This is a genomic window from Bacillus infantis (genome assembly GCF_050107595.1).
Classification (GTDB): Bacteria; Bacillota; Bacilli; order Bacillales; family Cytobacillaceae; genus Bacillus_AB; species Bacillus_AB infantis_C.
The window spans coordinates 1-20,709 of the sequence record NZ_JBNILH010000016.1 but is presented as its reverse complement, the minus strand read 5'-3'; the positions used below and the strand labels follow the sequence as shown (position 1 = coordinate 20,709).

Here is a 20,709-nt window from a genome sequence, read left to right as displayed (position 1 = left end):
GAAGGCATGTCTTTCGCCAGGAATGAATAGGGAAATACCTTCCCTTAACCAAAGGAGAGCTGTAACCATGTTCAATACAATCGAAGACGCTATAGCAGAACTTAAGAAAGGCCGGCCTGTTATTGTAAGTGATGATGAGGATAGGGAAAACGAAGGCGATCTGGTAGCTCTTGCTGAATTTGCCGGGCCGGAAACCATTAACTTCATGGCAAAGGAGGGAAGGGGTCTGATTTGCATGCCTGTTACAGAAGAGCTTGCAGTAAGGCTAGGCCTCCATCCTATGGTTGATGTTAATACAGACAGCCATGGTACAGCTTTCACAGTCAGTGTAGATTTTAAGGAGACAAAGACAGGCATCAGCGCATTTGAAAGGGCACAGACCATCGAAAAACTTCTCGATGAAAATTCATTACCCGAAGATTTTGCCCGCCCAGGACATATCTTTCCTTTAATTTCCAAAGAAGGCGGTGTCCTCAGAAGGGCCGGCCATACAGAGGCGGCAGTTGATCTGGCTCGGCTGGCCGGGGCAAAGCCTGCAGGAGTCATCTGTGAAATCATGAAAGACGATGGGTCCATGGCATTAGTGGATGACCTGAAAGAAATGGCCGAGAAATTCAATCTAAAGATGATTACTATCAAAGACCTGATAGAGTACCGGCTTGAACACGATTCTCTCGTTAAAAGAGAGGCGGAGATATCGCTTCCTACTGAATATGGACAATTCAAAGCGGTCGGCTATACAAATAAACTGGATGGCAAGGAGCATATCGCCCTTGTAAAGGGAGAAATTTCAGAAGAGGAGCCTGTGCTTCTGAGGGTGCATTCAGAATGCCTGACAGGGGATGTATTTGGTTCGCACCGCTGTGACTGCGGCCCTCAGCTTGAAGCAGCCCTCAAGCAGATAGAAGAAGCCGGATCAGGTATCCTCCTGTATATGCGCCAGGAGGGAAGGGGGATCGGCCTTATCAATAAATTGAAGGCTTACAAGCTGCAGGAGGAAGGCTATGACACAGTAGAGGCCAATCATATGCTCGGATTCAAGGATGATCTCCGTGATTACGGGATAGGTGCACAGATACTCCGGGACCTGGGCGTAAGGAAGATGCGCCTCCTGACGAATAACCCCAGAAAAATCGCCGGCCTTGAAGGGTATGGGCTGGAAGTATCAGAAAGGGTACAGCTTCAGCTTCCGTCTAAAAAAGATAATGAAAACTATATGAAAACCAAAAAAACAAAATTAGGTCATTTGCTGACATTTTAATGGAGGAAAATACGATGAAAAAAGTGATTGAAGGAAATCTGGTAGGTACTGGGCTTAAAATTGGTATTGTTGTTTCAAGGTTCAATGAATTTATAACCGGGAAGCTTCTGTCCGGAGCAGAGGATAGCTTGAAAAGGCATGGTGTCGCAGAGGAAGATGTAACGGTCGTGTGGGTGCCGGGAGCCTTTGAAATTCCTCTTGCAGCTAAGAAAATGGCCGATTCCGGAAAGTATGACAGCGTCATAACACTAGGGACTGTCATCAGAGGAGCTACACCGCATTTCGACTATGTAAGCAGCGAAGTATCAAAAGGGGTGGCATCAATCAGCATGTCAAGCGGAATCCCGGTTATCTTCGGTGTTCTGACTGTCGATACGATCGAGCAGGCGATTGAACGTGCCGGAACGAAGGCAGGAAACAAAGGCTGGGAGGCTGCCGCAGGAGCGATTGAAATGGGTAATCTCTACAGAGAAATGGCTAATTAAAGGGTCTCCTATTGGCAGAGAACTCAATGTCTGCTAAAATATATCTTTGTGGCTCACCTGTTTATCAGGGAGAGCGGGTAGGGAGAGGGCTATACAACAGAATAGGTAATACTAATGAAAATGCTAAACCAATTATTCCAGCTTGATGCCAATGAAACAAGCTTCAAGAAGGAAGTGATGGCGGGTACGATCGGCTTTTTTACCATTGTGTATATCATAGCTGTCAATTCGCTCATTCTTTCAGAGGCCGGAATACCTCTGGAAGCTGCCATCATGGCGACCATCATCACTTCGGTTGTCGGCTGTTTCCTGATGGGATTCTGGGCGAATGTACCAATCCTTCTTGTGCCTGGAATGGGAATCAATGCCCTGTTTTCTTACACACTTGTGCAGTCTATGGGGCTGTCATGGCAGGAAGCGCTGGCGGTTGTATTTGTTTCTGGGCTTGTTTTTGCATTCGTGGCTTTTTCGCGTTTTGCAGGGACCCTGAGTGCAGCCATTCCACAGTCGCTCAAGGAAGCTATCACTGTAGGCCTTGGGTTATTCCTGATGCTGATTGGGCTTGAAAAGGGCGGCATTGTGGAAAAAGGCACCAACTCGCTCATTGCGTTAGGCAATCTGGGAGATCCGCAGGTGCTGGCGACGATCATTACATTCCTGCTGGCAATCGTTTTGTTTATGCGGAATGTCCCGGGAAATTTTCTGATCACTGTTGCTGCCGGAACGCTCATTGCCTTGCTGTTTGGAAATATTGATGTATCGCAGGCAAAAGAATCTTCTTTTTCTTTTGGCGATTATCTGGATGTTTTCGGGGCTATGTCTTTTGAAAGCTTCTTTTCCATAACGTTCTGGGTGGCAGTATTCTCGCTGACCATGGTCCTGGTGTTTGAAAATATCGGTCTGGTTCACGGCCATGTTTCATTCATCGGCAAGCCGGAACGTTTCAAGCGGGCTTTTCAGGCAAATTCAGTTTCTGCACTGCTTTCCGGCCTTTTCGGAACAAGTCCAACTGTTTCAACCGTTGAAAGTGCAGCCAGCATGGCTGCAGGAGGCAGGACAGGACTTACGACAGTGGCTACAGGGCTTCTGTTCATGCTTTCGGCATTTTTCATTCCGGTAATCAAGCTGATTCCAAACAGTGCGATTGCACCTATCCTCATTATCATAGGCGGATTGATGCTTCAGAACATCCGCAACCTTGATATGAAGGATATGAGTGAAAGCTTCCCGGCGTTCTTCATCATAGCGATGATTCCGTTTACCTACAGCATTGCAGACGGAATAGCCGTCGGGTTCATCCTTTATCCGATCCTCAAAATCGCGATCGGAAGGGCGAAGGAAGTCTCCGTTGCTCTGTATGTAATCGCAGGACTATTCCTGGCAAACTTCGTGTTTCATGTCATCAGCTGATTTCTAAAAAAAGCGCCATTATCATTGGCGTTGCACTATGTTAACAAAAAGGGGCACGGAATTAACACATTCCGTGCCTCTTTTTTGCATTCTAACTATATTGCGATATTTAGAGAAAGAATGACAGGCTGAGAGTTTAAAGAACTGCTAATAGTTCACTACTTAAAATTTCAATAATGTGCTTCCATCTTATTGCAGTTTCTAATAAAATTTTGAAAACCCTGTTGTTTACAGTGGAAGGCACGAAGACTCCTGCGGGATTGCAGCGCCGCCCCGCGGGAAGCGAAGTGCCTGGAACGGAAAACAACAGCCCCATTGAAAAGGGGAATGTATATTCTATTATCCAATAAAATATACTATTCTACAAACTTCGACAGACATACTGGCAAATATTGTTTTAAAATAAAGACAACCTAACATTTGGAATAACAGCGGAGGTTATAAAATGGAAGTCTTTGTTGCGAGGCAGCCGATTTTTAACACTAAGGAAGAAGTATTCGCTTATGAATTGCTGTACAGAAGCAGCCAGGTGAATGAATTCCCCATTATCAACGGCGACCAGGCGACCGCCGACGTCATTATAAACAGTTTCTTGAATATAGGAATCGACAGGCTGTCCGAAGGCAAGCCCTGTTTTATTAATTTTACCGAAAATCTCCTCAAGCTCCGGCTTCCGACCTATTTCAGGCCAAGGGAGATTGTTGTGGAAATACTGGAAACGGTGGAACCCAGCAGCTATCTGATTGATATCTGCCGGGAACTGAAAAACCTGGGGTATCAGATCGCCCTTGATGATTACGCCCTCCAGGAAGAAAATCCTTTTTCAAAGCAGCTGCTCGAGTATACAGATATAATTAAAGTGGACTTCCTTGCTACTCCAGCCTGCATGCGGGAGAGGATTGAGCGGGAAGCCAAACGGCTCAAGCTCAAAATGGTAGCGGAAAAAGTCGAAACAAGAGCTGAGTTTGAGGATGCGAGAAAAAGGGGCTATGATTATTTTCAGGGCTACTTTTTTGAAAAACCTGAAATTGTATCAACTTATGATGTTCCGACCTATTTTCATTCTTATTATGAGATGATCTATAATCTCTCAACTGCTGACCCAAGCATAGATTTGATATCAAATCTGATTGAAAGAGATTTATCGCTTTCCTATAAGCTGCTGAGGCTGATCAACTCTCCGGCTTTCAGGCCGAAGCACAAGATAAACAGCATCAGGCAGGCGACGGTTCTGCTGGGGCTTAATGAAATCCAGAAGTGGATCTATGTGCTTGCTGTCAGGGAGTCTGCCCTGGAAAAGAAGGCAGTGCAGAAGGAAACGATCAGGATTTGCCTGATAAGGGCAAAGATGTCTGAATCTATAGCGGTTCTAAGAAAGAAAGGGGCTTTGAATGCCCAATATTTTTTAACAGGAATGTTTTCAATGATGGACAGCATTCTTGGAGCATCTATGGAGGATATATTGACTGATCTGCCGCTTCAGGACGAAATAGGGGATGCGCTTAGGGGCATCAAAAATCCTCTTAAAGATGTGCTGGATCTTGCGGTCGCTGTTGAGAGGGCTGACTGGAAACTGATCGGTGAAAAAAGCAGGTGCCTTGAAATAGAAGAAAATGCTCTTTTTCGCATCTATGTTGATTCTATAGCATGGACCAATAGTCTGCTTTCCGAAGAATCGCTTTACATATGATTGCAGCTGACTTCAAAAGCGCCGGTCTGCGGCGCTTTTGAAGTTTGTCAGAGCCATCGTCTTTGCGGCTTGACATATCTCTTTGCTTCTGCGGCCAAAAGCTTTCTTAAAGAATTCTGTGATGCAGCGGCCATTATGTCTGCGGGATTGGGGAATGTTCCATGATCATTGAAGCGTACCCGGATAGAGCCATTGTAAATTTCCTGTTCCCCGTACAGGATCCTCGTATCTACAAAAGCTGTTTTTTCTGTTAACCCGTTTGCTGCCTCAAGCTCTTCAACCCTGCTGATGAAAAATTTGAACTTATATTCCTGCATTGCTTTGACTCACCTCCGGCCTGCACATAAGTTAATACCCGCCATATCGTATTCTAACTCATATCGTCCGCAAGAGGATTGAACTTAAGAGGAATTTATGGCAATCTATTATTATGATGATTTAGCAGGTTAAAGGGAAAATGGGGGTTTTGAAATGGAAATAGAAATTCTGAAATGCCATGGGTCGGGAAACGACTTTTTGCTGATAGATGAGATATCAAGAAATTATGGATTTACGGAAGAGCAGCGGCGGGAGCTTGCCATCGCTCTTTGCCGCCGGGATTCTGAACTGGGGGCAGACGGGATTCTTTTTACAATGAAGAGTGATAAAGCCGATGCCCGGATGAGGGTTTTTAATGCCGATGGATCAGAAGCTTCAATGTGCGGCAACGGCCTGCGCTGTGTCGCCCGCTATGTATGCGAACTATTAGATTTGAAGGAAGCGATCATTGAAACCATGAGGGCTGATTTAAAGGTTGAAAAGCGGCCGGATATCTTCCCGGAGATTCCAACCTATCTTGTTGAAATTTCACCAGTCTCCTTCCAAATCCGTGATTTGCCGCTTATCCTGAATCAGGAGACATTAAAGGATGAGAAAATAAGCTCGTTGTCAGATTCGCTTAATTTCACAGCTTTAGCTGTGCCCAATCCGCATCTGATTGCGGTTTGCAGCAAAGAGGATATTAGATCAGATCTTCAAAAAGATATCAGTGAGCAAGTCAATGGCCCGAATGAGCTGTTTCCTGATGGAGTAAATGTCAGCTTCATCAAGCCTCTTAGAGAGGAAAGCATTTACGTGAGGACCTTTGAGCGCGGTGTGGGCTTCACGAATGCCTGCGGAACTGCGATGTCAGCTTCCACCCTGGTATCCTGCCTGCAAGGGATGAATAAGCTTGAAAGGCCGGTGGATGTGTACAATAATGGGGGAAAGGTCCAGTGTATTGCACATGAATCAAATGGCGGGTATACAATCGACCTGATCGGGAACGCGACGTATATGTACCGTGTAAAAGCCTATGTGGACCCTGCCCAGCCTAATCCGTTTACGTTGGGTGAAAAAGCTTACTTTGAGGCCGAAGCAGAACAGTATGGGAAGCTGCAGGAACATGCCCGTGAAATAATAGAAGAATATCTATGATAAGAAAAGAATGCTGCCGCCGCAGCATTCTTTTTCATGTGCAGAAAGATACTGTGAGCTTTCAGGTCTTTTTTTCTGCATTCAAAAATTCAAGAACCGGAGAAAAAGCCTGCAAATCCTTTGCAGAGAAATAACCTTGAAGCGGGTCTCCCAGTTTGTTGATGCGTTTTACAACATTATCTACCCGGAACTCCTCCATCCTGAGCCGGTCATTAACTTCTTCCCAAAACAATGGTGCCGCGATACCGGCATACTGGTTGCCTCTGGCTGAGTATGGTGCCACGATCGTCTTTCCCTCTGCATGCTGGATATAATCGACATAAAGCCTGCTGCCCCGATTTTTCTTCATTCTTTCAGTTGTGAAAAGGTCCGGTTCTTTGGATATCAGATAGTCAGCAATGAAAGAAGTGAAAAGGCGTGTATCATCATATGTGTAGGCATTCTCAGGAAGCGGGATGTAAACCTGGAGCCCTTTATTCCCGGATGTCTTGACAAATGATGTGAGCTTAAGATGATCGAGCACCTCTTTAATCATCAGTGCAGCCTTTATAGCAAGGGTGAATGCATCCCGGGACGGCGGATCCAGATCGAAGACGATTTCAGACGGACCTTTGCTTTTGATAGTCTGAAATGGTATATGAAATTCAAATGCCAGCTGATTGCCGAGCCAGAGAAATGTCTTAAGATTATTGCAGATAATATAATTGATTCCATCTGACATTTTTGTTTCAACAAAATCTGGTGTATAGTCGGGTGCGTTTTTTTGGTAAAAGGGTTCCCCGAAAATGCCGTGCGGATACCTGATGACGGTGAGAAGCCTATCTTTTAGGAATGGCAGCATATATGGGGAAATTTCCCGAAGATAATGGATAAAGTCTATCTTCTTTAGTGCAGGCGTTTCCCATATAGGCTTGTCAGGATGTGTGATTTCTACATCATCGGGGAGATTCTTCTGCTGTTCGGCAAATTGGCTATAGGTGCACTGCTCAGGCTTCAGGTCAAAACGGAATTGATGGAAGTGGGGCTCGCGCATCTGTCCATCATAAATCTCCAGGTACTTTAGCTCTGTACAAATGCCGGGATTAACATAAACAAATCTGCCATCTTCTTCTCTTTTGTTGTTTTTGATTGTCTCCATAAGGGCCTTTTTCTCATCAGGCTTTAGCCCGAATATAAATTGGCCGATCGGGTGGACCCTTCCGCCATCATACACGCCTGCATAGAAATAACCATTAGATTTTTCATAAGCAGTGATAAAGCAAGAAACATATTTCCAATTTTTATATTTCTGCCATAAGGTTGAGCGTTTGCCTTCCTCCCATTTGCTTTTCTCCTGTTTAGCCACAATTCCTTCGCCATCATGAAGGATCACCTGTTCCCACAGATTTTTAAAATCACCATATCCAGGTATCATCTGAAGTAGCCTCGTGCTCTTTTCGTCAGGCTCAAGCGGGAGATGTGCTGATGTGAAAAAATTCTCTAATGCGGCTTTACGCTCCCTATAGTCCAATGCTGTTATGCTCTTCCCATTAAGCTTTAATGCATCAAAGATCAATAAGCGGCATGGAGATTGTCTGGCTTTTTCCAAAATCCTCTTTTCTGAACGCATTCTCCCCCTTACTTGGATAGAACCAAAATGTGCTTTATGTTTATTTTCTAAATAAACAAGCTCTCCATCCAATTGAAGAGGCAGGAAAGGTTCAAACAGCTGGAGGTTGTCTTCGAGAAAGGACCTGACTTCGGGAAAAAGTTCCAGCAGCGGTTTGCCATTTCTGCTTGTCAAAGAAAGCCCCTTGTCATCCCACTCAAGGATGGCTCTAAATCCATCGTATTTTACTTCGTAAAACCATCCTTTGGCATCTGGAGCATCAAAGGTCAGGCTCGGAAGCATTGGTTTCATTGTGACACTCCTTTCCGCGGCAGGATTCGACTATCCTTAGCCATTAAAACGGCTCATCCTCCATTATTCCATTCTGGGGGGAATCCTACTCCGCTGGCAGAAGTTATCTTGCATTTCAAATGATGAATCATCGCACATTAAAGTTAAAGACAATAGAATGGAGAATCAGGATGCATACAATCTGGAAAGGCAGCATCAGCTTCGGGCTTGTAAATATACCGATTAAGCTTCATGCAGCAATTGAGGACAAGGACATTAAGCTGCGGACTCTTCACAAAGAGTGTCATTCTCCGATTAAATATGAGAAAATCTGTCCGGTCTGTGAAACAGAAGTCAAGCCGGAAGATATTGTAAAGGCTTATGAATACACAAAGGGAAAATTTGTCGTTCTTGAAGACGAGGACCTGAAAAAATTGAAGCAGGCCAACGAAGACAAAGCTGTTGAAATCATCGATTTTGTTAAAATGGCTGAAATCGATCCCATCTATTATGACCGCAGCTATTATATGTCTCCGGGTGATGGGGGAGGAAAGGCTTATTCGCTTTTGAGAAAAGCACTGGAAGACTCTGAAAAGGTTGGGCTCGCCAAAATCATCATCCGCTCAAAAGAGCAGCTGGCCGTTGTCAGGGTATTTGAAAATACTCTGATCATGGAAACTATACACTTTCCGGATGAAGTGAGGAAAGCCGGCGATGTACCGAACGTCCCTTCCGAGGACAAAGTGACGGAAAAAGAGCTGGAAACTGCCATCATGCTCATCGACCAGCTGACAACTGCATTTGAGCCTGACAAGTATACAGATGAATACAGGTCTGCGCTTCTGGATCTCATTGAAGCAAAACGGACAGGCCAAGAAGTGGTCACTCCTGCAGAAAAAGAAACAAAATCAAATGTGACAGACCTGATGGCCGCATTGCAGGCTTCGATCGACAATACCAAACCCGAAAAACCGAAAAAGCCGGCCGCGCGCAAGAAAAGGGCTGCTGCACGGCCAAAGGAAAAGAAAGAAGCGTGATGAAAAACCGCCTTTGTGCGGTTTTTTCCTATTCATATGCGAATTATGTTCACAAACTGCCTAAATAGGCAATATAGAAGGTACAGGACAATAACAAGAAAAGGAAGTCATACATGAAAAAACTGACAGGAATCAAACTTATGTATATTCTTTCTGCTGCAGCTCTTCTTGGGCTTTTTACTTTTCTCTTTGCCGAAATGGCGGAAGAGCTGAAAGAAAACGAGCTGGAGGCTTTTGACCATACAATCATCAATTTTGTCCAGTCTTATATCAATGACCAGCTGACTGCATTGATGTTCTCAATTACATTCCTGGGCTCTGTGAAGTTTCTTGTGTTTCTGGCCGCAGCAGGGGGAGTCATTCTCATGGTTTATAAAAAATGGGCATTAAGCGTGTTTCTGCTGGCTGGTGCAGGCGGCGGAGCGCTGTTCAACTGGCTGCTAAAGTGGATTTTTAAAAGAGAACGACCTGATATTCTCCCGCTCCTGACTGAATCCGGATTCAGCTTCCCTAGCGGCCATTCCATGGGTTCCTTTATATTTTATGGTGCTTCAGCCTATATATTGGTCCACCTGTTTTCGCGGCAAAGCTTAAAGGTCTTGTCTGTCCTCGCAAATGTCCTCATCATCTTCCTGATCGGCTTAAGCAGAATCTATTTGGGGGTGCATTATCCAAGTGATGTGGCAGGCGGCTTCCTGGCCGGCGGAGCCTGGCTGGCAGCCTGCATCATTATTTTCAGGTTGTACGAGTATCGGAAGGGTCTGTGAAAAAAGGATTTGCTGCTGTTATGTAGAATCGAATCTTTTAGCCATAAAGTATTGCATCACAGTAATAGCTCCACACCTATTGCACACCAGAGCCGGAGGCAATATGATTCGGCGTGAAGGCCTGGCGTGGCCGCGAAAATCATTCTGCTCTGCTTCGGTTATTTGATTTCCAATTAGTTGACAGTCTTCATTTTTGTGCTATACTAGTAAAGCACGTATTTGAGGATATCTGCGGGCAGAATGGAGCGGAACGCCATTTTGCAGATCATGCTCTTTTAGATTTTTACTGCTTAGCAACAATAGGTTTATACCTTTAAGAATTAATTTGTGGACAGCTTGATTATCAGATGCGGCTGCTGTACAGCAGGATGCCGCCTGAATGGTATGATTTCTTCTTAATGCACATCTTCTATAAACCCGAAACATTTCTTCGCATGGATTGCTTCAATTCAATAATGCGGTCTTTAAATGACTGAATCTTAAAGAGCTGCTATCTTATCCCGATTGTTTACCTGATTCCCGCTGGCGCGGTCTCGGAGCCGCAAGGATGGAAGAGAGGCAGGGCTTTCATTGTTTTAGGTTGAAATTACATTTAATATACATTATATATAGCCTCAAATATGATAAAAAGGACAGCGTGGTTACATGCTGTCCTTTTTCAATTCATTGACCAATAACTAACAGTAAATACTGTGTTGTACATAACTATATGTGTCATAAATACGAACATTTATATATGGATATATTCGTAATATCTGTGTTTTGTGATATAATTAAAATAGGAAAATTATTAATAGAGGCGCAGTGACTGACGACGATAGTGGAAGAAACCACAGTGGAGCTGCGTGCATATATAGCCGGTCGTCTGGGCAGCCAGCAGTCTGCTTTAGCCTTTTGGGAAAGCGGCCTGAATTTTATACCTGGAGGTTGTATGCTATGACTGAAAAATTGATTCTTGATGGTAAGCGGGTGGCAGATGATATTAAAGAGGGATTGATGCCGAGGGTGGAAGATCTCAAGGAAAAAGGGATCACTCCCTGCCTTGCCACCATCCTGGTTGGAGATGATCCATCCTCTGAAACTTATGTCAGAATGAAAGGGAATGCCTGCGCCCGGCTTGGCATCCGGTCTGAACGAATTCACATGCCGAAAGAAACCACAACAGAAGAACTGGTAAAAAAGATTGAAGAACTGAATCAAAATAAGGAAGTTCATGGCATCCTGCTTCAGCATCCTGTTCCCGGACATATAGATGAGCGGAAGGCATTTGAAACCATCAGCATAGATAAAGATGTTGACGGTGTGACAAGCCACGGCTACGGGCAGACTGCCCTCGGATTTGGTACATATCCATCGTGCACCCCTGCAGCAATAATGGCAATTATCGATTATTATCAACTCCCCGTTGAAGGTAAGCATGCTGTAGTGGTAGGTAGAAGCCCTATCCTTGGAAAACCGGTTTCCGCTTTGCTTTTAAACAGAAATGCGACAGTAACAACATGCCATTCGTATACTGAAAATCTCTACCGATATGTTGGCCAGGCTGATCTTGTCATTGCTGCAGTCGGAAAGCCGGAATTTATAAAAGGAGAATGGATCAAGCCTGGGGCTGTTATCCTGGATGCAGGGTATAATAAGGGGAATGTCGGAGATGCAGAGTATGAAAGCTGCCTAGAAAAGGCATCAGCCATAACACCTGTACCAGGCGGCGTTGGCCCAGTCACAATTTCGATGCTGCTGAAGCATACGGTTGAAGCAGCAGAAAAGACACTTGGGGTTAATGCCTGAAGAAGAAAAGGTTGACTTGTCTTTTTTAATGAAGTAATATTAACTTAACACTTTAAGATTCGTTTTATATTTGGATAAGTAGTCGTAGCTGCGCTGGTGGTAGTCGATTTTATCTTCTTCAGCACGTGCAGGCTGCGATTTTTTTGTTTTTATATTATACCGCAAACTTATAGTGAAACACTTTTTGGAGGTTTTTATACATGAACACAGGTAAAGTAAAATGGTTTAATGCAGAAAAAGGATTTGGATTTATCGAAACATCAGAAGGCCAGGACGTTTTCGTTCACTTTTCAGCTATTCAATCTGAAGGCTTCAAGTCTTTAGAAGAAGGCGAAGCAGTAACTTTCGAAATCGTTGAAGGCAACCGTGGACCACAAGCTTCTAACGTAGTTAAAGGCTAATAGCATGAATGATGAGGTGATGCATGGCAAAGCATGCATCGCCTTTTTGTGTATTGAAACGGACGGCAACTTATGAAAAGAAGAAGCAGGCTCCTGAATAACGCTTTTCTTTCCTTCATTTACTCCATTTCGTATCCTTCCACCATTCCCCTAGAAAACCCGCCCATGAGGCGGACTTTGATTGTGCTGTAAATATAATCACTTGGGCGGGGTTTAAACTTATTTGAATCGGAAATGTAAAAAAGAGATAGAAAGTGGTTAGCCTAGATATATACCTGCTGTACCCTATGTACAATTTGATAAGAAACAATTGGTTAGAAATTAAGGAGGATTTAAACTTTGACAACTTTTTCGGATTTTAATTTAAGCAAAGAGCTTGAAAAAGCAGTTTCCAATATGGGCTTTGAAGAGCCGACCCCTATCCAGGCACAGGCCATTCCAATCGGGCTGAGCGGAAAGGATATGATTGGCCAGGCGCAGACCGGTACGGGTAAAACCACAGCTTTCGGCATTCCGCTTCTCGAAAAGATTGACATAAATGAAGGGATTCAAGGCCTTGTTCTGGCGCCTACCCGCGAGCTTGCCGTACAGGTGGCTGAAGAACTGAACCGGATTGGACAGGTGAAAGGCGTCCGGACTCTGCCGATTTACGGAGGCCAGGACATTTCCAGACAGATCCGCGCTTTGAAGAAAGACCGGGGACCTCATATTATCGCAGCTACTCCGGGAAGGCTGATTGACCATATCGAAAGAAAGACAATCCGCCTGAATAAAATCAAACTGGCTGTACTTGATGAAGCTGATGAAATGCTGAATATGGGCTTTATTGAGGATATTGAGCGCATCCTAAGCGAAGTTCCTGAACAGCGCCAGACGCTGCTGTTTTCAGCGACAATGCCAAGGCGCATTCAATCTTTAGCAGAGAGGTTCATGACAGAACCGGAAATGGTTCAGATTAAAGCTAAAGAACTTACTGTAAAAAATATTGAGCAGCATTATATGGAAGTGCATGAAAAGCAGAAATTCGATGTGCTCTGCAGCCTGCTCGACATCCAGTCCCCGGAACTGGCTATCGTGTTCGGGCGCACCAAGAAGCGTGTGGACGAAGTCGTTGAAGGGCTTATTAAACGCGGCTATTCTGCTGAAGGCATCCATGGCGATGTTCCTCAGAATAAGCGGGATCAGGTAATCCGCCGCTTTAAGGAACAGACCATCGATATTATGGTAGCGACAGATGTGGCTGCGAGGGGACTCGATATCAGCGGAGTGTCCCATGTTTACAACTTTGATATCCCGCAGGATCCGGAAAGCTATGTTCACCGCATCGGGCGGACTGGCCGTGCCGGAAAGAAGGGGCTTGCTGTAACATTTGTTTCTCCTCGTGAAATTGATCATCTAAAGCTCATTGAGCGGGTAACAAAAACAAAAATGGCGAAGATGCCGATTCCGACTTTCAGGGATGTTATCGCAGGCAGCCAGCAGGCAACCATTAATAAAATGATGAAGGTTATCGAAAACGAAGAATTCAATGAATATAAAAGATCGGCAGAAAATCTCCTTGAGGAAACAGATTCAGTCACCTTGCTTGCTGCTGCACTTAAGCTGCTGACAAAAGAACCGGATATAACACCAGTTAAGCTTACTGCTGTAGAGCCGATCCGCTCAAGAAAGCCAAAGCCGAAGTTTGACCGCGACAGAAGCCGCCGCAGCGACAGAAGCAGGAGCGGCGCTGGCGGACGCGACCGCAGAAGAGGCAGAAGCGGAAAATCAGGTTTTACTCCTAACTCGAAGGGGTAATAGCTAATTGAGGGGAGTTTACGGATTTTATAAGAGGATGGGATATCTTTCCTGAAAAATTTTTAAAAAATGATTATAAAATCTGTAAAACTTACCCATATTAATATAGCGGGGCATCGCCCCAAAGATTTTGTTGAAATTTAGGAGGAAATGTAAATGGCTACAGGTAAAGTAAAATGGTTCAATGCAGAAAAAGGTTTCGGATTCATCGAAGTTGAAGGTGGAGAAGACGTATTCGTCCATTTCTCTGCAATCCAGTCTGAAGGCTTCAAAAGCCTTGATGAAGGTCAGGAAGTTGAATTTGACATTGAAGAAGGCCAGCGTGGACCGCAGGCTGTTAATGTGACGAAACTATAATATTCACTTCATATGATGAAGAGTCTCCTAGCGGGGCTCTTCTTTGCTTTATAAAGGAGGAATGAGGTTTGCTTATAACTGCCATAGCAGATACCCATATGCCAAAAAGAGGAAGGGTGCTGCCCATGCTTCTCACTGAATATCTGGAGATTTCGGATGTTATCATTCATGCCGGTGATTGGCAGGACTTGTCTGTTTACAGGGAACTCTCATCCTTCGGGAAGGTTGAAGGAGTGTTGGGAAATACAGATAGCGGAGAGCTCAAGGGAATGCTGAAGGATAAGCTCATCCTTAATATTAATGGTTTTAAAATTGGTGTTGTGCATGGGCATGGAAAAGGGAAGACAACTGAAAAAAGAGCGCTTGAAGCTTTTGCAGCTGACAAACTGGACTGTCTAATCTTCGGCCACTCCCATATACCGGTCCTGAAAAAGGAAAACGGCACTCTTATCATAAATCCAGGTTCTCCAACTGATAAAAGGAGGCAGCCGCGGTTTTCTTTTGCTGTAATCAGGGCAGAGGAAGAGCTCTCAGCAGAGATCATTTATTTTGATAAAGAAGCTTAACGGGAAAAAGCAGGCCGCATTTATGCGTCCTGCTAATTGATTTTCAGCTCATAATAATCCTGGGATTCAAGCGGTTTAAATCCGCATGATGTATAAAGATTTAGGGCATTACTATTTTCGGCGGCCACCTCCAGGAAAATATCCCTCCCTTGTTTCCTTTCCTGCCTGATAATTCTGCTTAAAACGCTTTTTCCAATGCCGCGCCTCTGAAACTCAGGAAGGATGGCGAATCCATAAATCCAGCTCTCTTTGCCGTCTGTCTGTATCCTCACCTTGCCCGCGGGGACTCCGTTGTACTCAATAATGAATAAAGTCTGTTCATGATCGGCTGCTGTTTGCTCGTAAAACTGAGTGGCATCTTCTTTAGAAAGGCTGAAACAAAGAACATCCAGCAGGATGCAAATATTTGCATCTCCGGCAGACGCCTCTCTTATTTCGACCTCTATTTTTTCAGAAAGAATATCTGAGTGAAAATACTTCATCTGATGCTCAGTGAAAGAGTACGTACAAGGAAGCGATTTGAAAAGCTGTTTGGCAGCATAGGACTCTGCCGGGGCATTTAAAAGTATTTCAGAAGCGCTTGCCAATTGTTTTTCAGCCTGCCTTAAGAGGGCTGAAAAAATTCCCTTCTGCCGATGCTCAGGATGAACCATTCCGCATATCTCCATTTTAGCCCCGAAAGGATACAGAGCCAAAAAACCTGTCAATCTCCCATCCTGATAAGTGAAGAAGTCTGTTTTTGATTCGATATTCCTTGATTTCAGCATATCCCAATTAAGTTTTAGCCTGAAATTTTCATGTTTTTCGCAAATATCCTGAAGTTCCTTGATTTCTTTCAGTTGTCTTACTGTCAGCATCGCTGTCCCCCCAATCTCGTATATATCTATATTAGCCTGAAGGAGGGAGAAGAGGAATACATAATTGCAAACCATCAGAATTATGCAATTAGTGGCATTTAATTGTGTAGTTCACCTGGAATGGTTATTATAAGTAGAGTAATGATTCCGGAGGTGTTGGATAATGAAAAATTTTACAGTAGAATTTCACAAAGAAGATCAAGTAGAAGCAATGAAGGTTAGTAAGCTGAATGAAGAGGATTTCAATATTGCCACTGAAGGCGGAACCAGGCATCTTTTCGAACTTGATACAAACGTAGGCTTTTTTATTTACTTTGATGCGATCAGCAAAGAGGGGACAGAGTCGTATTTGGTTCTCCATTATGAAGAAGAAAATGAAGAGCCAAGTGCCTGTTATTCGTTTGAACTGAAGGATTTCTACCAATTTGCTGCACTTCAGTTGAACGATCTTGAATTCAGTGAAGAAGCAGGGGAAGAAGAGGAAGAGGAAGTGTACGGACCTATCCATCATCTTGCTCATCTTATGTATCATATTATTGAAGAAGGCCAAAAAATCGAGTAATAAAAAAAGAGCAGCTTGCTGCTCTTTTTTTGCTTTAAATTGTTTATGCAGGGAATGCTGTTATGCAGGAAGGTTCGCCCTGCAGTAGCTTTCCACCATCTTCTCCTCTTCTTCATCGAGTGCGAAATCGAGAGCCTTTTCATCAGAAAAAAAGAAGTGGTAATTGAGGATTTTTGAACCTGTTTCATCTTTGTAAAAAAGGACACGCAGGCTCAGCCCTTCCTCGGAGTATAATTCATCATCTTCCGGAACTTCTATGTCCAAAAGGAACTCATACCTCTGCCCTTCAAGTATCCCTGTAGGATCAATGATTTCTTCAATCAAATGTCCTGTAATTTCCATCTATATCATCCTCTCTGGGTAGTTTCTGTTTATCGACATTCGTATTATACACTTTTATGCAGGCCAGCGTAATCTTTTGTTCTTATCCTTCTTCAAATCCGTTTTTTCCATCCTTAAAGGGTGCAAATTCATACTGACAGACTTTAAAATGGTGCGTTGACAAATACAGGGAAATGCTGTATACTTATAAAGTATTTAATTCAGGAAATAACATCTAACTTTAAATTCACTTGTTATAAAGGATCCAGTCCATTTATTTTATAACGGGTGAATTTTTATTTTTCGAGGGCTTCGGCTCTTTGAGGAGGTGCCTTTTATGGCAATGGGATTCGGGAGAAAAAATACCGAAGAAGTAAAAACAGAAGAAGTGAAAGTCTGGGAATGTATTTCTGACAGCTGCAATGGATGGCTGCGTGATAACTTTAAAAGCAGTGATCAGCCGGCTTGCCCGCTTTGCAACAGTGAAATGAAGGAATCGACTAAGCTGCTTCAAGTTGTTGTTAATAATAGCATCTACTCAAAATAAGGAAACCAAATGGCCCGGCCATTTGGTTTCTTTTTTTGTTGTTAAGGAAATTATAAATTGTAAGTCTTGTGGATTATTATCAATTCTTGTTCAACGTCGAGCAGCTGCGCCGAGTCACAAGACGAACCTCCCAAAAAGGCAAAGAATGCCTTTCCGGGGTCTTGAGGCCCCCGGGAAGCTGGCCATGCAGACGTGCCGCAGGACGTAACGTTCTTAGTCTGTGTTCCTTAAGGGGTGATCAAGGCGCTTGCGCTTTTGTCTGTTCGGATAAATCAGTCAGCAGCGGGCAAAATAAAGGAAAATCCTTTAGACATGATGGAAGTGAAGAAAAACAGTGACTGGCATGCACCTTTTTACAGCTTTGGTATTTTTTAGTGTGATTTTAATCATTATTTCCTTCAGGAAAGAAATCAGGGTATCACTGCCGCTCTATTTCTTTGTAATGGGTTTGTCCTTTATATTGGAATACATAGTATTTATTCTTGGAAAAGCATACACATACAGGCCGACTGTGTTTGAAGAAAAGTGGTTTGATGAGGTATTTGGGGCAAGTATTTCACAGGCACTTTTCATTCCGGCGGTACTTACAGCAGTCTCTGTTTTCCGGATTGGCTTTCTATGGAGGCTTGCAGTAATAGCCGGCATTTTTTTAATAGAGAGCTTTTTCCTGAGGGAGGGCGTTTATGAGCAGCATTGGTGGAGAACCTGGTACACGAGCGTAATACTTTTTGCTGCTATGTTTGTGACAGACATATGGAGGGATTCATTAATAAACCCTTCCCCTTTTGTAAGGTTTGTGACGGTATATATGGCAATTACCACAATCATTCAGGCCGCTGTTTTTTATACCGTGATCTTCTTCCGGATCCATACTTACCACGCCGGCTTTTTTGAGTCGCATGACCGTGATCAGCTGGCTTTCAGCACCTTAATCTGGCTGATTTACAGCCTGATATTAGCTGTAATAGTCATTTATGAATTCAGGAAGATGGTATTTGCAGGACTATTTGCGGGAGCCTGGCTTTTTGAAAAACTTTTGATCCAGGCTGATGTTCTGACGATTTCCCATTTGTGGAGTTCTGTATATTCAGCTGCGCTCATTACGTTATTCTGCTTTCTGATCGGCAAGCTGGCCGTTTATATCTTTCCTGATATTAAAGGTGAATCTGTGTAATGTCCAGAAATGCATTATAATATAAGAAATAATGCACTCTTTAAGGGGTATGTTTTCATGGATGAAGTTCAACGGCTTAAACAGGAAAATGCTAGATTAAGGAATGAAATACTGCAGCTGAAAAACAGGGCAGAAGTAAATCAGGGTTATTGGCCTGGCCTGGATAAAGGGGATGAAGGCGTATCGTTTGAAAAGCTGGAGAGCTTCCTGAATCCTATACTTGATCTGGTTCCTCATCATATTGTTTTTATAGATGGTAATGGACTTATAACCATATGCAATCTCCAAGCTGCGAGGGACCTTCATGCTGACAGAGGAGAAATCGTGGGCCGCCACATCAGGGAGCTGCTGAAGATCCCTGATGATAAAATAAATCTGCTCGAATCCCTCAGGACGAAGAAGCCGATCGTTAACAGGGAAGTGCTTGACAAAAATTATGGAATCAACAATACAAGGGTTATACTGGACGGAAACGGAAACGTGAAGAGGGTATTGGGTGCGTTTCAGTTCCTTAATGGAGTAAAGGAAGCAGAGAAGCAGGCTCTTGCAGGGAGGATTGCAGCAGGCATAGCCCATGAAATCAGAAACCCGCTTACCACGGTAAGAGGCTATCTTCAGCTCCTTCAGGGCAAGACAAATCAAGAAGTGTCTGAGCTGTTTTCTTCCTTGCTGATCCCGGAAATTGACAGGGCCAATAAAATCATCACAGATTTCCTCAGAATTGCAAAACCGGGGGAAACGACCAGCGAACTGCTGAATGTAAAGGAATTTATTCTGGATTATATCGGGAAATTCCTGAATAGTGAAGCGCTGCTGTATAATGCGGAAATTGAATATCAATTAACAGACATTGAAGATAAAACGTTCTTTAAAGGAGACCGTGATGAATTGCTGCAGGTGTTCATTAACCTTTTCAGAAATTCATTCCAGGCTAAAGGAAGCGAACCGCTCAAAATAATCATTGCTGCCAGAAGAGCTGACTCCTTTATTAGAATTGAATTCAGGGACAATGGAAGAGGGATACCTTCCTCTATTCTGCCCCATGTTTTTGACCCTTTTTTTACTACGAAGGATGAAGGGACAGGGCTTGGGCTCTCAGTTTCCAAAAAGGTTATTGAAAATCACGGCGGCATGATGAATGTAATGAGGAATGGGGAGGGAGCACAGTTTATCATTGACCTTCCTGCCGAATGCCGCAACGATTCATAATATTTTAATCGTACAATCAACAGAAATGCCCCCGGCTGAATATGAATAAATAAATTCGTAATCAGAAGGGGGGATTAGGTTGGATGTCAAAAAAATTCCGCTGAACTATACTGCAGTGGGCGATTCGATTACTGCAGGTGTAGGTGCTTCGTTCTTTTCCCCCGGCTTTGTGCCGCGATTTGCCAGACTTGCCGAGGAATCCCTTGGCCGGAGGGTTGTCCATAAAACTTATGCTAGGCCGGGAGCCCTTTCAGGTGAAGTTCTGGAAGCTGTCAGGTCTCCTGCAGTATCCAATGCATTAGCGGAATCAGAACTAATTACGATTACAGCCGGAGGCAACGACCTTATTCAGGGATTAAGATCATATCTGCTGACAAAAAATGAAAATGATATATCTTCGCGCCTGAATTTATCAGCAGAAAAGCTAAGCGGCATTGTAGAACATATTACTGAACTAAAATCAGATTCCGCGGAGTCTTATATGGTTTATCTCCTAAACCTTTATAATCCTGTTCCCAGGGAAGAAACAGCAGATCGGTGGATTAGAAAATTCAATAAGCAGCTGCAGCAGCTGTGCGATCACCATCACTTTCGGACGGTGAATATATATCAGGTATTCAAAGGAAATGAGAATGATCTTGTGGCGATGGACAGAGTGCATCCCAATGACAGCGGCTATAATCGCATTGCTGAAAAAATAAAAAATACTGGCTATGGACTTTTGATCTGCCAATAGACAGGTTCCATCTCAAGGAAGAGAGGGCACCTGTCTTGTTTTTTGGAGAAACCCAATAATTTCCATCTCGTTTCCTGTTGACCATATTCTACAGTGCTGTTATTATAAATGAACAGCAATCGACATTGACTGCTGCTATATTTCTTCTCATTTTATCAATCTATGATTTCCGCAATATAATTTTTATCGAATTATGTTGACAAGAGGTTGCTAAACTGGTACTATAATAGAGCTGCTTCAATAGAGCGCTATTGGAAGATTGTCCTTTGAAAACTGAACGAACAAAACGTCAACGTTAATCTTATTTTTATCAGAGCTAAATCTTACTCTTATATGGAGAGTTTGATCCTGGCTCAGGACGAACGCTGGCGGCGTGCCTAATACATGCAAGTCGAGCGGACGGATGGGAG

General features: G+C 43.7%; 21 protein-coding genes, 1 rRNA gene and 1 riboswitch. Of the genes, 18 read left to right on the top strand and 4 right to left on the bottom strand.

Going from position 1 to position 20,709, the window contains the following annotated elements; genetic code table 11:
• Positions 1–67 precede the first annotated feature (67 nt).
• The 4 genes from ACQCVH_RS23665 to ACQCVH_RS23650 all read left to right on the top strand — a co-directional run bounded on the left by ACQCVH_RS23665 (position 68) and on the right by ACQCVH_RS23650 (position 4,846).
• Positions 68–1,261 (top strand): bifunctional 3,4-dihydroxy-2-butanone-4-phosphate synthase/GTP cyclohydrolase II, encoded by a 1,194-nt coding sequence (locus ACQCVH_RS23665; RefSeq protein ID WP_426838061.1) that lies wholly within the window; start codon positions 68–70, stop codon positions 1,259–1,261.
• A gap of 14 nt (positions 1,262–1,275) precedes the next feature.
• On the top strand, positions 1,276–1,746 hold the full coding sequence (gene ribH, locus ACQCVH_RS23660; protein WP_148974277.1) for a 6,7-dimethyl-8-ribityllumazine synthase: 471 nt from the start codon (positions 1,276–1,278) through the stop codon (positions 1,744–1,746).
• A 114-nt stretch (positions 1,747–1,860) separates the two neighbouring features.
• The gene (locus ACQCVH_RS23655; RefSeq protein ID WP_426838059.1) at positions 1,861–3,156 is read left to right on the top strand and encodes an NCS2 family permease; all 1,296 of its coding nucleotides are present in this window, start codon (positions 1,861–1,863) and stop codon (positions 3,154–3,156) included.
• 445 nt (positions 3,157–3,601) lie between these two features.
• Positions 3,602–4,846, top strand: coding sequence for an EAL and HDOD domain-containing protein (locus ACQCVH_RS23650; protein ID WP_426838058.1), 1,245 nt, complete (start codon positions 3,602–3,604; stop codon positions 4,844–4,846).
• 47 nt (positions 4,847–4,893) lie between these two features.
• Here ACQCVH_RS23650 and ACQCVH_RS23645 read toward each other — a convergent pair whose 3' ends face one another.
• On the bottom strand, positions 4,894–5,163 hold the full coding sequence (locus ACQCVH_RS23645; RefSeq protein WP_426838056.1) for a hypothetical protein: 270 nt from the start codon (positions 5,161–5,163) through the stop codon (positions 4,894–4,896).
• Positions 5,164–5,317: 154 nt separating this feature from the next.
• Here ACQCVH_RS23645 and dapF point away from each other — a divergent pair, with 154 nt between their 5' ends.
• Positions 5,318–6,301 (top strand): diaminopimelate epimerase, encoded by a 984-nt coding sequence (dapF, locus tag ACQCVH_RS23640; RefSeq protein WP_426838054.1) that lies wholly within the window; start codon positions 5,318–5,320, stop codon positions 6,299–6,301.
• A gap of 61 nt (positions 6,302–6,362) precedes the next feature.
• Here dapF and ACQCVH_RS23635 read toward each other — a convergent pair whose 3' ends face one another.
• The gene (locus tag ACQCVH_RS23635; protein WP_426838053.1) at positions 6,363–8,201 is read right to left on the bottom strand and encodes a DNA ligase D; all 1,839 of its coding nucleotides are present in this window, start codon (positions 8,199–8,201) and stop codon (positions 6,363–6,365) included.
• 170 nt (positions 8,202–8,371) lie between these two features.
• On the opposite strand from ACQCVH_RS23635, the gene ku reads away from it, so the two are divergent.
• The 7 genes from ku (at position 8,372) to ACQCVH_RS23600 (ending at position 14,893) form a co-directional block, all read left to right on the top strand.
• A complete protein-coding gene (gene ku, locus ACQCVH_RS23630) occupies positions 8,372–9,217 on the top strand; it encodes a non-homologous end joining protein Ku (RefSeq protein WP_426838051.1) in 846 nt (281 codons plus the stop codon).
• A 113-nt stretch (positions 9,218–9,330) separates the two neighbouring features.
• Positions 9,331–9,984 carry a phosphatase PAP2 family protein gene (locus ACQCVH_RS23625; RefSeq protein WP_426838049.1) on the top strand — a complete coding sequence of 218 codons (654 nt, stop codon included), beginning with the start codon at positions 9,331–9,333 and terminating at the stop codon, positions 9,982–9,984.
• Positions 9,985–10,778: 794 nt separating this feature from the next.
• Positions 10,779–10,862, top strand: a riboswitch (ZMP/ZTP riboswitch).
• Between the two features lie 58 nt (positions 10,863–10,920).
• Entirely contained in the window at positions 10,921–11,772 is an 852-nt protein-coding gene (locus ACQCVH_RS23620) for a bifunctional 5,10-methylenetetrahydrofolate dehydrogenase/5,10-methenyltetrahydrofolate cyclohydrolase (protein WP_426838047.1), read from the top strand.
• Positions 11,773–11,972: 200 nt separating this feature from the next.
• Complete coding sequence (locus ACQCVH_RS23615) at positions 11,973–12,173, top strand: cold-shock protein (RefSeq protein WP_009795528.1); 201 nt, start codon at positions 11,973–11,975, stop codon at positions 12,171–12,173.
• Between the two features lie 339 nt (positions 12,174–12,512).
• On the top strand, positions 12,513–13,970 hold the full coding sequence (gene cshA / locus ACQCVH_RS23610; protein ID WP_276541856.1) for a degradosome RNA helicase CshA: 1,458 nt from the start codon (positions 12,513–12,515) through the stop codon (positions 13,968–13,970).
• 156 nt (positions 13,971–14,126) lie between these two features.
• Positions 14,127–14,327, top strand: a complete 201-nt coding sequence (locus ACQCVH_RS23605; protein WP_009795530.1) for a cold-shock protein — start codon at positions 14,127–14,129, stop codon at positions 14,325–14,327.
• Positions 14,328–14,395: 68 nt separating this feature from the next.
• Entirely contained in the window at positions 14,396–14,893 is a 498-nt protein-coding gene (locus ACQCVH_RS23600; protein ID WP_426838046.1) for a metallophosphoesterase family protein, read from the top strand.
• A gap of 32 nt (positions 14,894–14,925) precedes the next feature.
• Here the strand turns inward: ACQCVH_RS23600 and ACQCVH_RS23595 are convergent, their stop codons facing one another.
• Positions 14,926–15,750 carry a GNAT family N-acetyltransferase gene (locus tag ACQCVH_RS23595; protein WP_426838045.1) on the bottom strand — a complete coding sequence of 275 codons (825 nt, stop codon included), beginning with the start codon at positions 15,748–15,750 and terminating at the stop codon, positions 14,926–14,928.
• Between the two features lie 163 nt (positions 15,751–15,913).
• On the opposite strand from ACQCVH_RS23595, the gene ACQCVH_RS23590 reads away from it, so the two are divergent.
• A complete protein-coding gene (locus ACQCVH_RS23590) occupies positions 15,914–16,312 on the top strand; it encodes a cytosolic protein (RefSeq protein WP_426838043.1) in 399 nt (132 codons plus the stop codon).
• 60 nt (positions 16,313–16,372) lie between these two features.
• Here the strand turns inward: ACQCVH_RS23590 and ACQCVH_RS23585 are convergent, their stop codons facing one another.
• On the bottom strand, positions 16,373–16,654 hold the full coding sequence (locus ACQCVH_RS23585; RefSeq protein WP_257991527.1) for a DUF6509 family protein: 282 nt from the start codon (positions 16,652–16,654) through the stop codon (positions 16,373–16,375).
• Positions 16,655–16,970: 316 nt separating this feature from the next.
• On the opposite strand from ACQCVH_RS23585, the gene ACQCVH_RS23580 reads away from it, so the two are divergent.
• From ACQCVH_RS23580 to ACQCVH_RS23560, 5 genes are all read left to right on the top strand, one after another.
• Positions 16,971–17,180 (top strand): cold-shock protein, encoded by a 210-nt coding sequence (locus ACQCVH_RS23580; protein ID WP_009795535.1) that lies wholly within the window; start codon positions 16,971–16,973, stop codon positions 17,178–17,180.
• A gap of 376 nt (positions 17,181–17,556) precedes the next feature.
• A complete protein-coding gene (locus ACQCVH_RS23575; protein ID WP_426838042.1) occupies positions 17,557–18,354 on the top strand; it encodes a hypothetical protein in 798 nt (265 codons plus the stop codon).
• Positions 18,355–18,411: 57 nt separating this feature from the next.
• Positions 18,412–19,563, top strand: a complete 1,152-nt coding sequence (locus ACQCVH_RS23570; protein WP_426838041.1) for an ATP-binding protein — start codon at positions 18,412–18,414, stop codon at positions 19,561–19,563.
• Positions 19,564–19,642: 79 nt separating this feature from the next.
• Positions 19,643–20,299: a GDSL-type esterase/lipase family protein gene (locus ACQCVH_RS23565; protein WP_426838040.1), complete on the top strand. Its 657-nt coding sequence runs from the start codon at positions 19,643–19,645 to the stop codon at positions 20,297–20,299.
• Between the two features lie 330 nt (positions 20,300–20,629).
• Positions 20,630–20,709: ribosomal RNA gene (locus tag ACQCVH_RS23560) — 16S ribosomal RNA — on the top strand; the annotation flags it as partial.

Coding starts and splice junctions, on each gene's coding strand:
- ku (WP_426838051.1), top strand. CDS start 8,372: ATGCATACAATCTGGAAAGGCAGCATCAGCTTCGGGCTTGTAAATATA.
- ACQCVH_RS23620 (WP_426838047.1), top strand. CDS start 10,921: ATGACTGAAAAATTGATTCTTGATGGTAAGCGGGTGGCAGATGATATT.
- ACQCVH_RS23655 (WP_426838059.1), top strand. CDS start 1,861: ATGAAAATGCTAAACCAATTATTCCAGCTTGATGCCAATGAAACAAGC.
- ACQCVH_RS23585 (WP_257991527.1), bottom strand. CDS start 16,654: ATGGAAATTACAGGACATTTGATTGAAGAAATCATTGATCCTACAGGG.
- ACQCVH_RS23595 (WP_426838045.1), bottom strand. CDS start 15,750: ATGCTGACAGTAAGACAACTGAAAGAAATCAAGGAACTTCAGGATATT.
- ACQCVH_RS23665 (WP_426838061.1), top strand. CDS start 68: ATGTTCAATACAATCGAAGACGCTATAGCAGAACTTAAGAAAGGCCGG.
- ACQCVH_RS23635 (WP_426838053.1), bottom strand. CDS start 8,201: ATGAAACCAATGCTTCCGAGCCTGACCTTTGATGCTCCAGATGCCAAA.
- ACQCVH_RS23650 (WP_426838058.1), top strand. CDS start 3,602: ATGGAAGTCTTTGTTGCGAGGCAGCCGATTTTTAACACTAAGGAAGAA.
- ACQCVH_RS23580 (WP_009795535.1), top strand. CDS start 16,971: ATGGCAATGGGATTCGGGAGAAAAAATACCGAAGAAGTAAAAACAGAA.
- ACQCVH_RS23645 (WP_426838056.1), bottom strand. CDS start 5,163: ATGCAGGAATATAAGTTCAAATTTTTCATCAGCAGGGTTGAAGAGCTT.
- dapF (WP_426838054.1), top strand. CDS start 5,318: ATGGAAATAGAAATTCTGAAATGCCATGGGTCGGGAAACGACTTTTTG.
- ACQCVH_RS23605 (WP_009795530.1), top strand. CDS start 14,127: ATGGCTACAGGTAAAGTAAAATGGTTCAATGCAGAAAAAGGTTTCGGA.
- ACQCVH_RS23625 (WP_426838049.1), top strand. CDS start 9,331: ATGAAAAAACTGACAGGAATCAAACTTATGTATATTCTTTCTGCTGCA.
- ACQCVH_RS23570 (WP_426838041.1), top strand. CDS start 18,412: ATGGATGAAGTTCAACGGCTTAAACAGGAAAATGCTAGATTAAGGAAT.
- ACQCVH_RS23590 (WP_426838043.1), top strand. CDS start 15,914: ATGAAAAATTTTACAGTAGAATTTCACAAAGAAGATCAAGTAGAAGCA.
- ribH (WP_148974277.1), top strand. CDS start 1,276: ATGAAAAAAGTGATTGAAGGAAATCTGGTAGGTACTGGGCTTAAAATT.
- ACQCVH_RS23615 (WP_009795528.1), top strand. CDS start 11,973: ATGAACACAGGTAAAGTAAAATGGTTTAATGCAGAAAAAGGATTTGGA.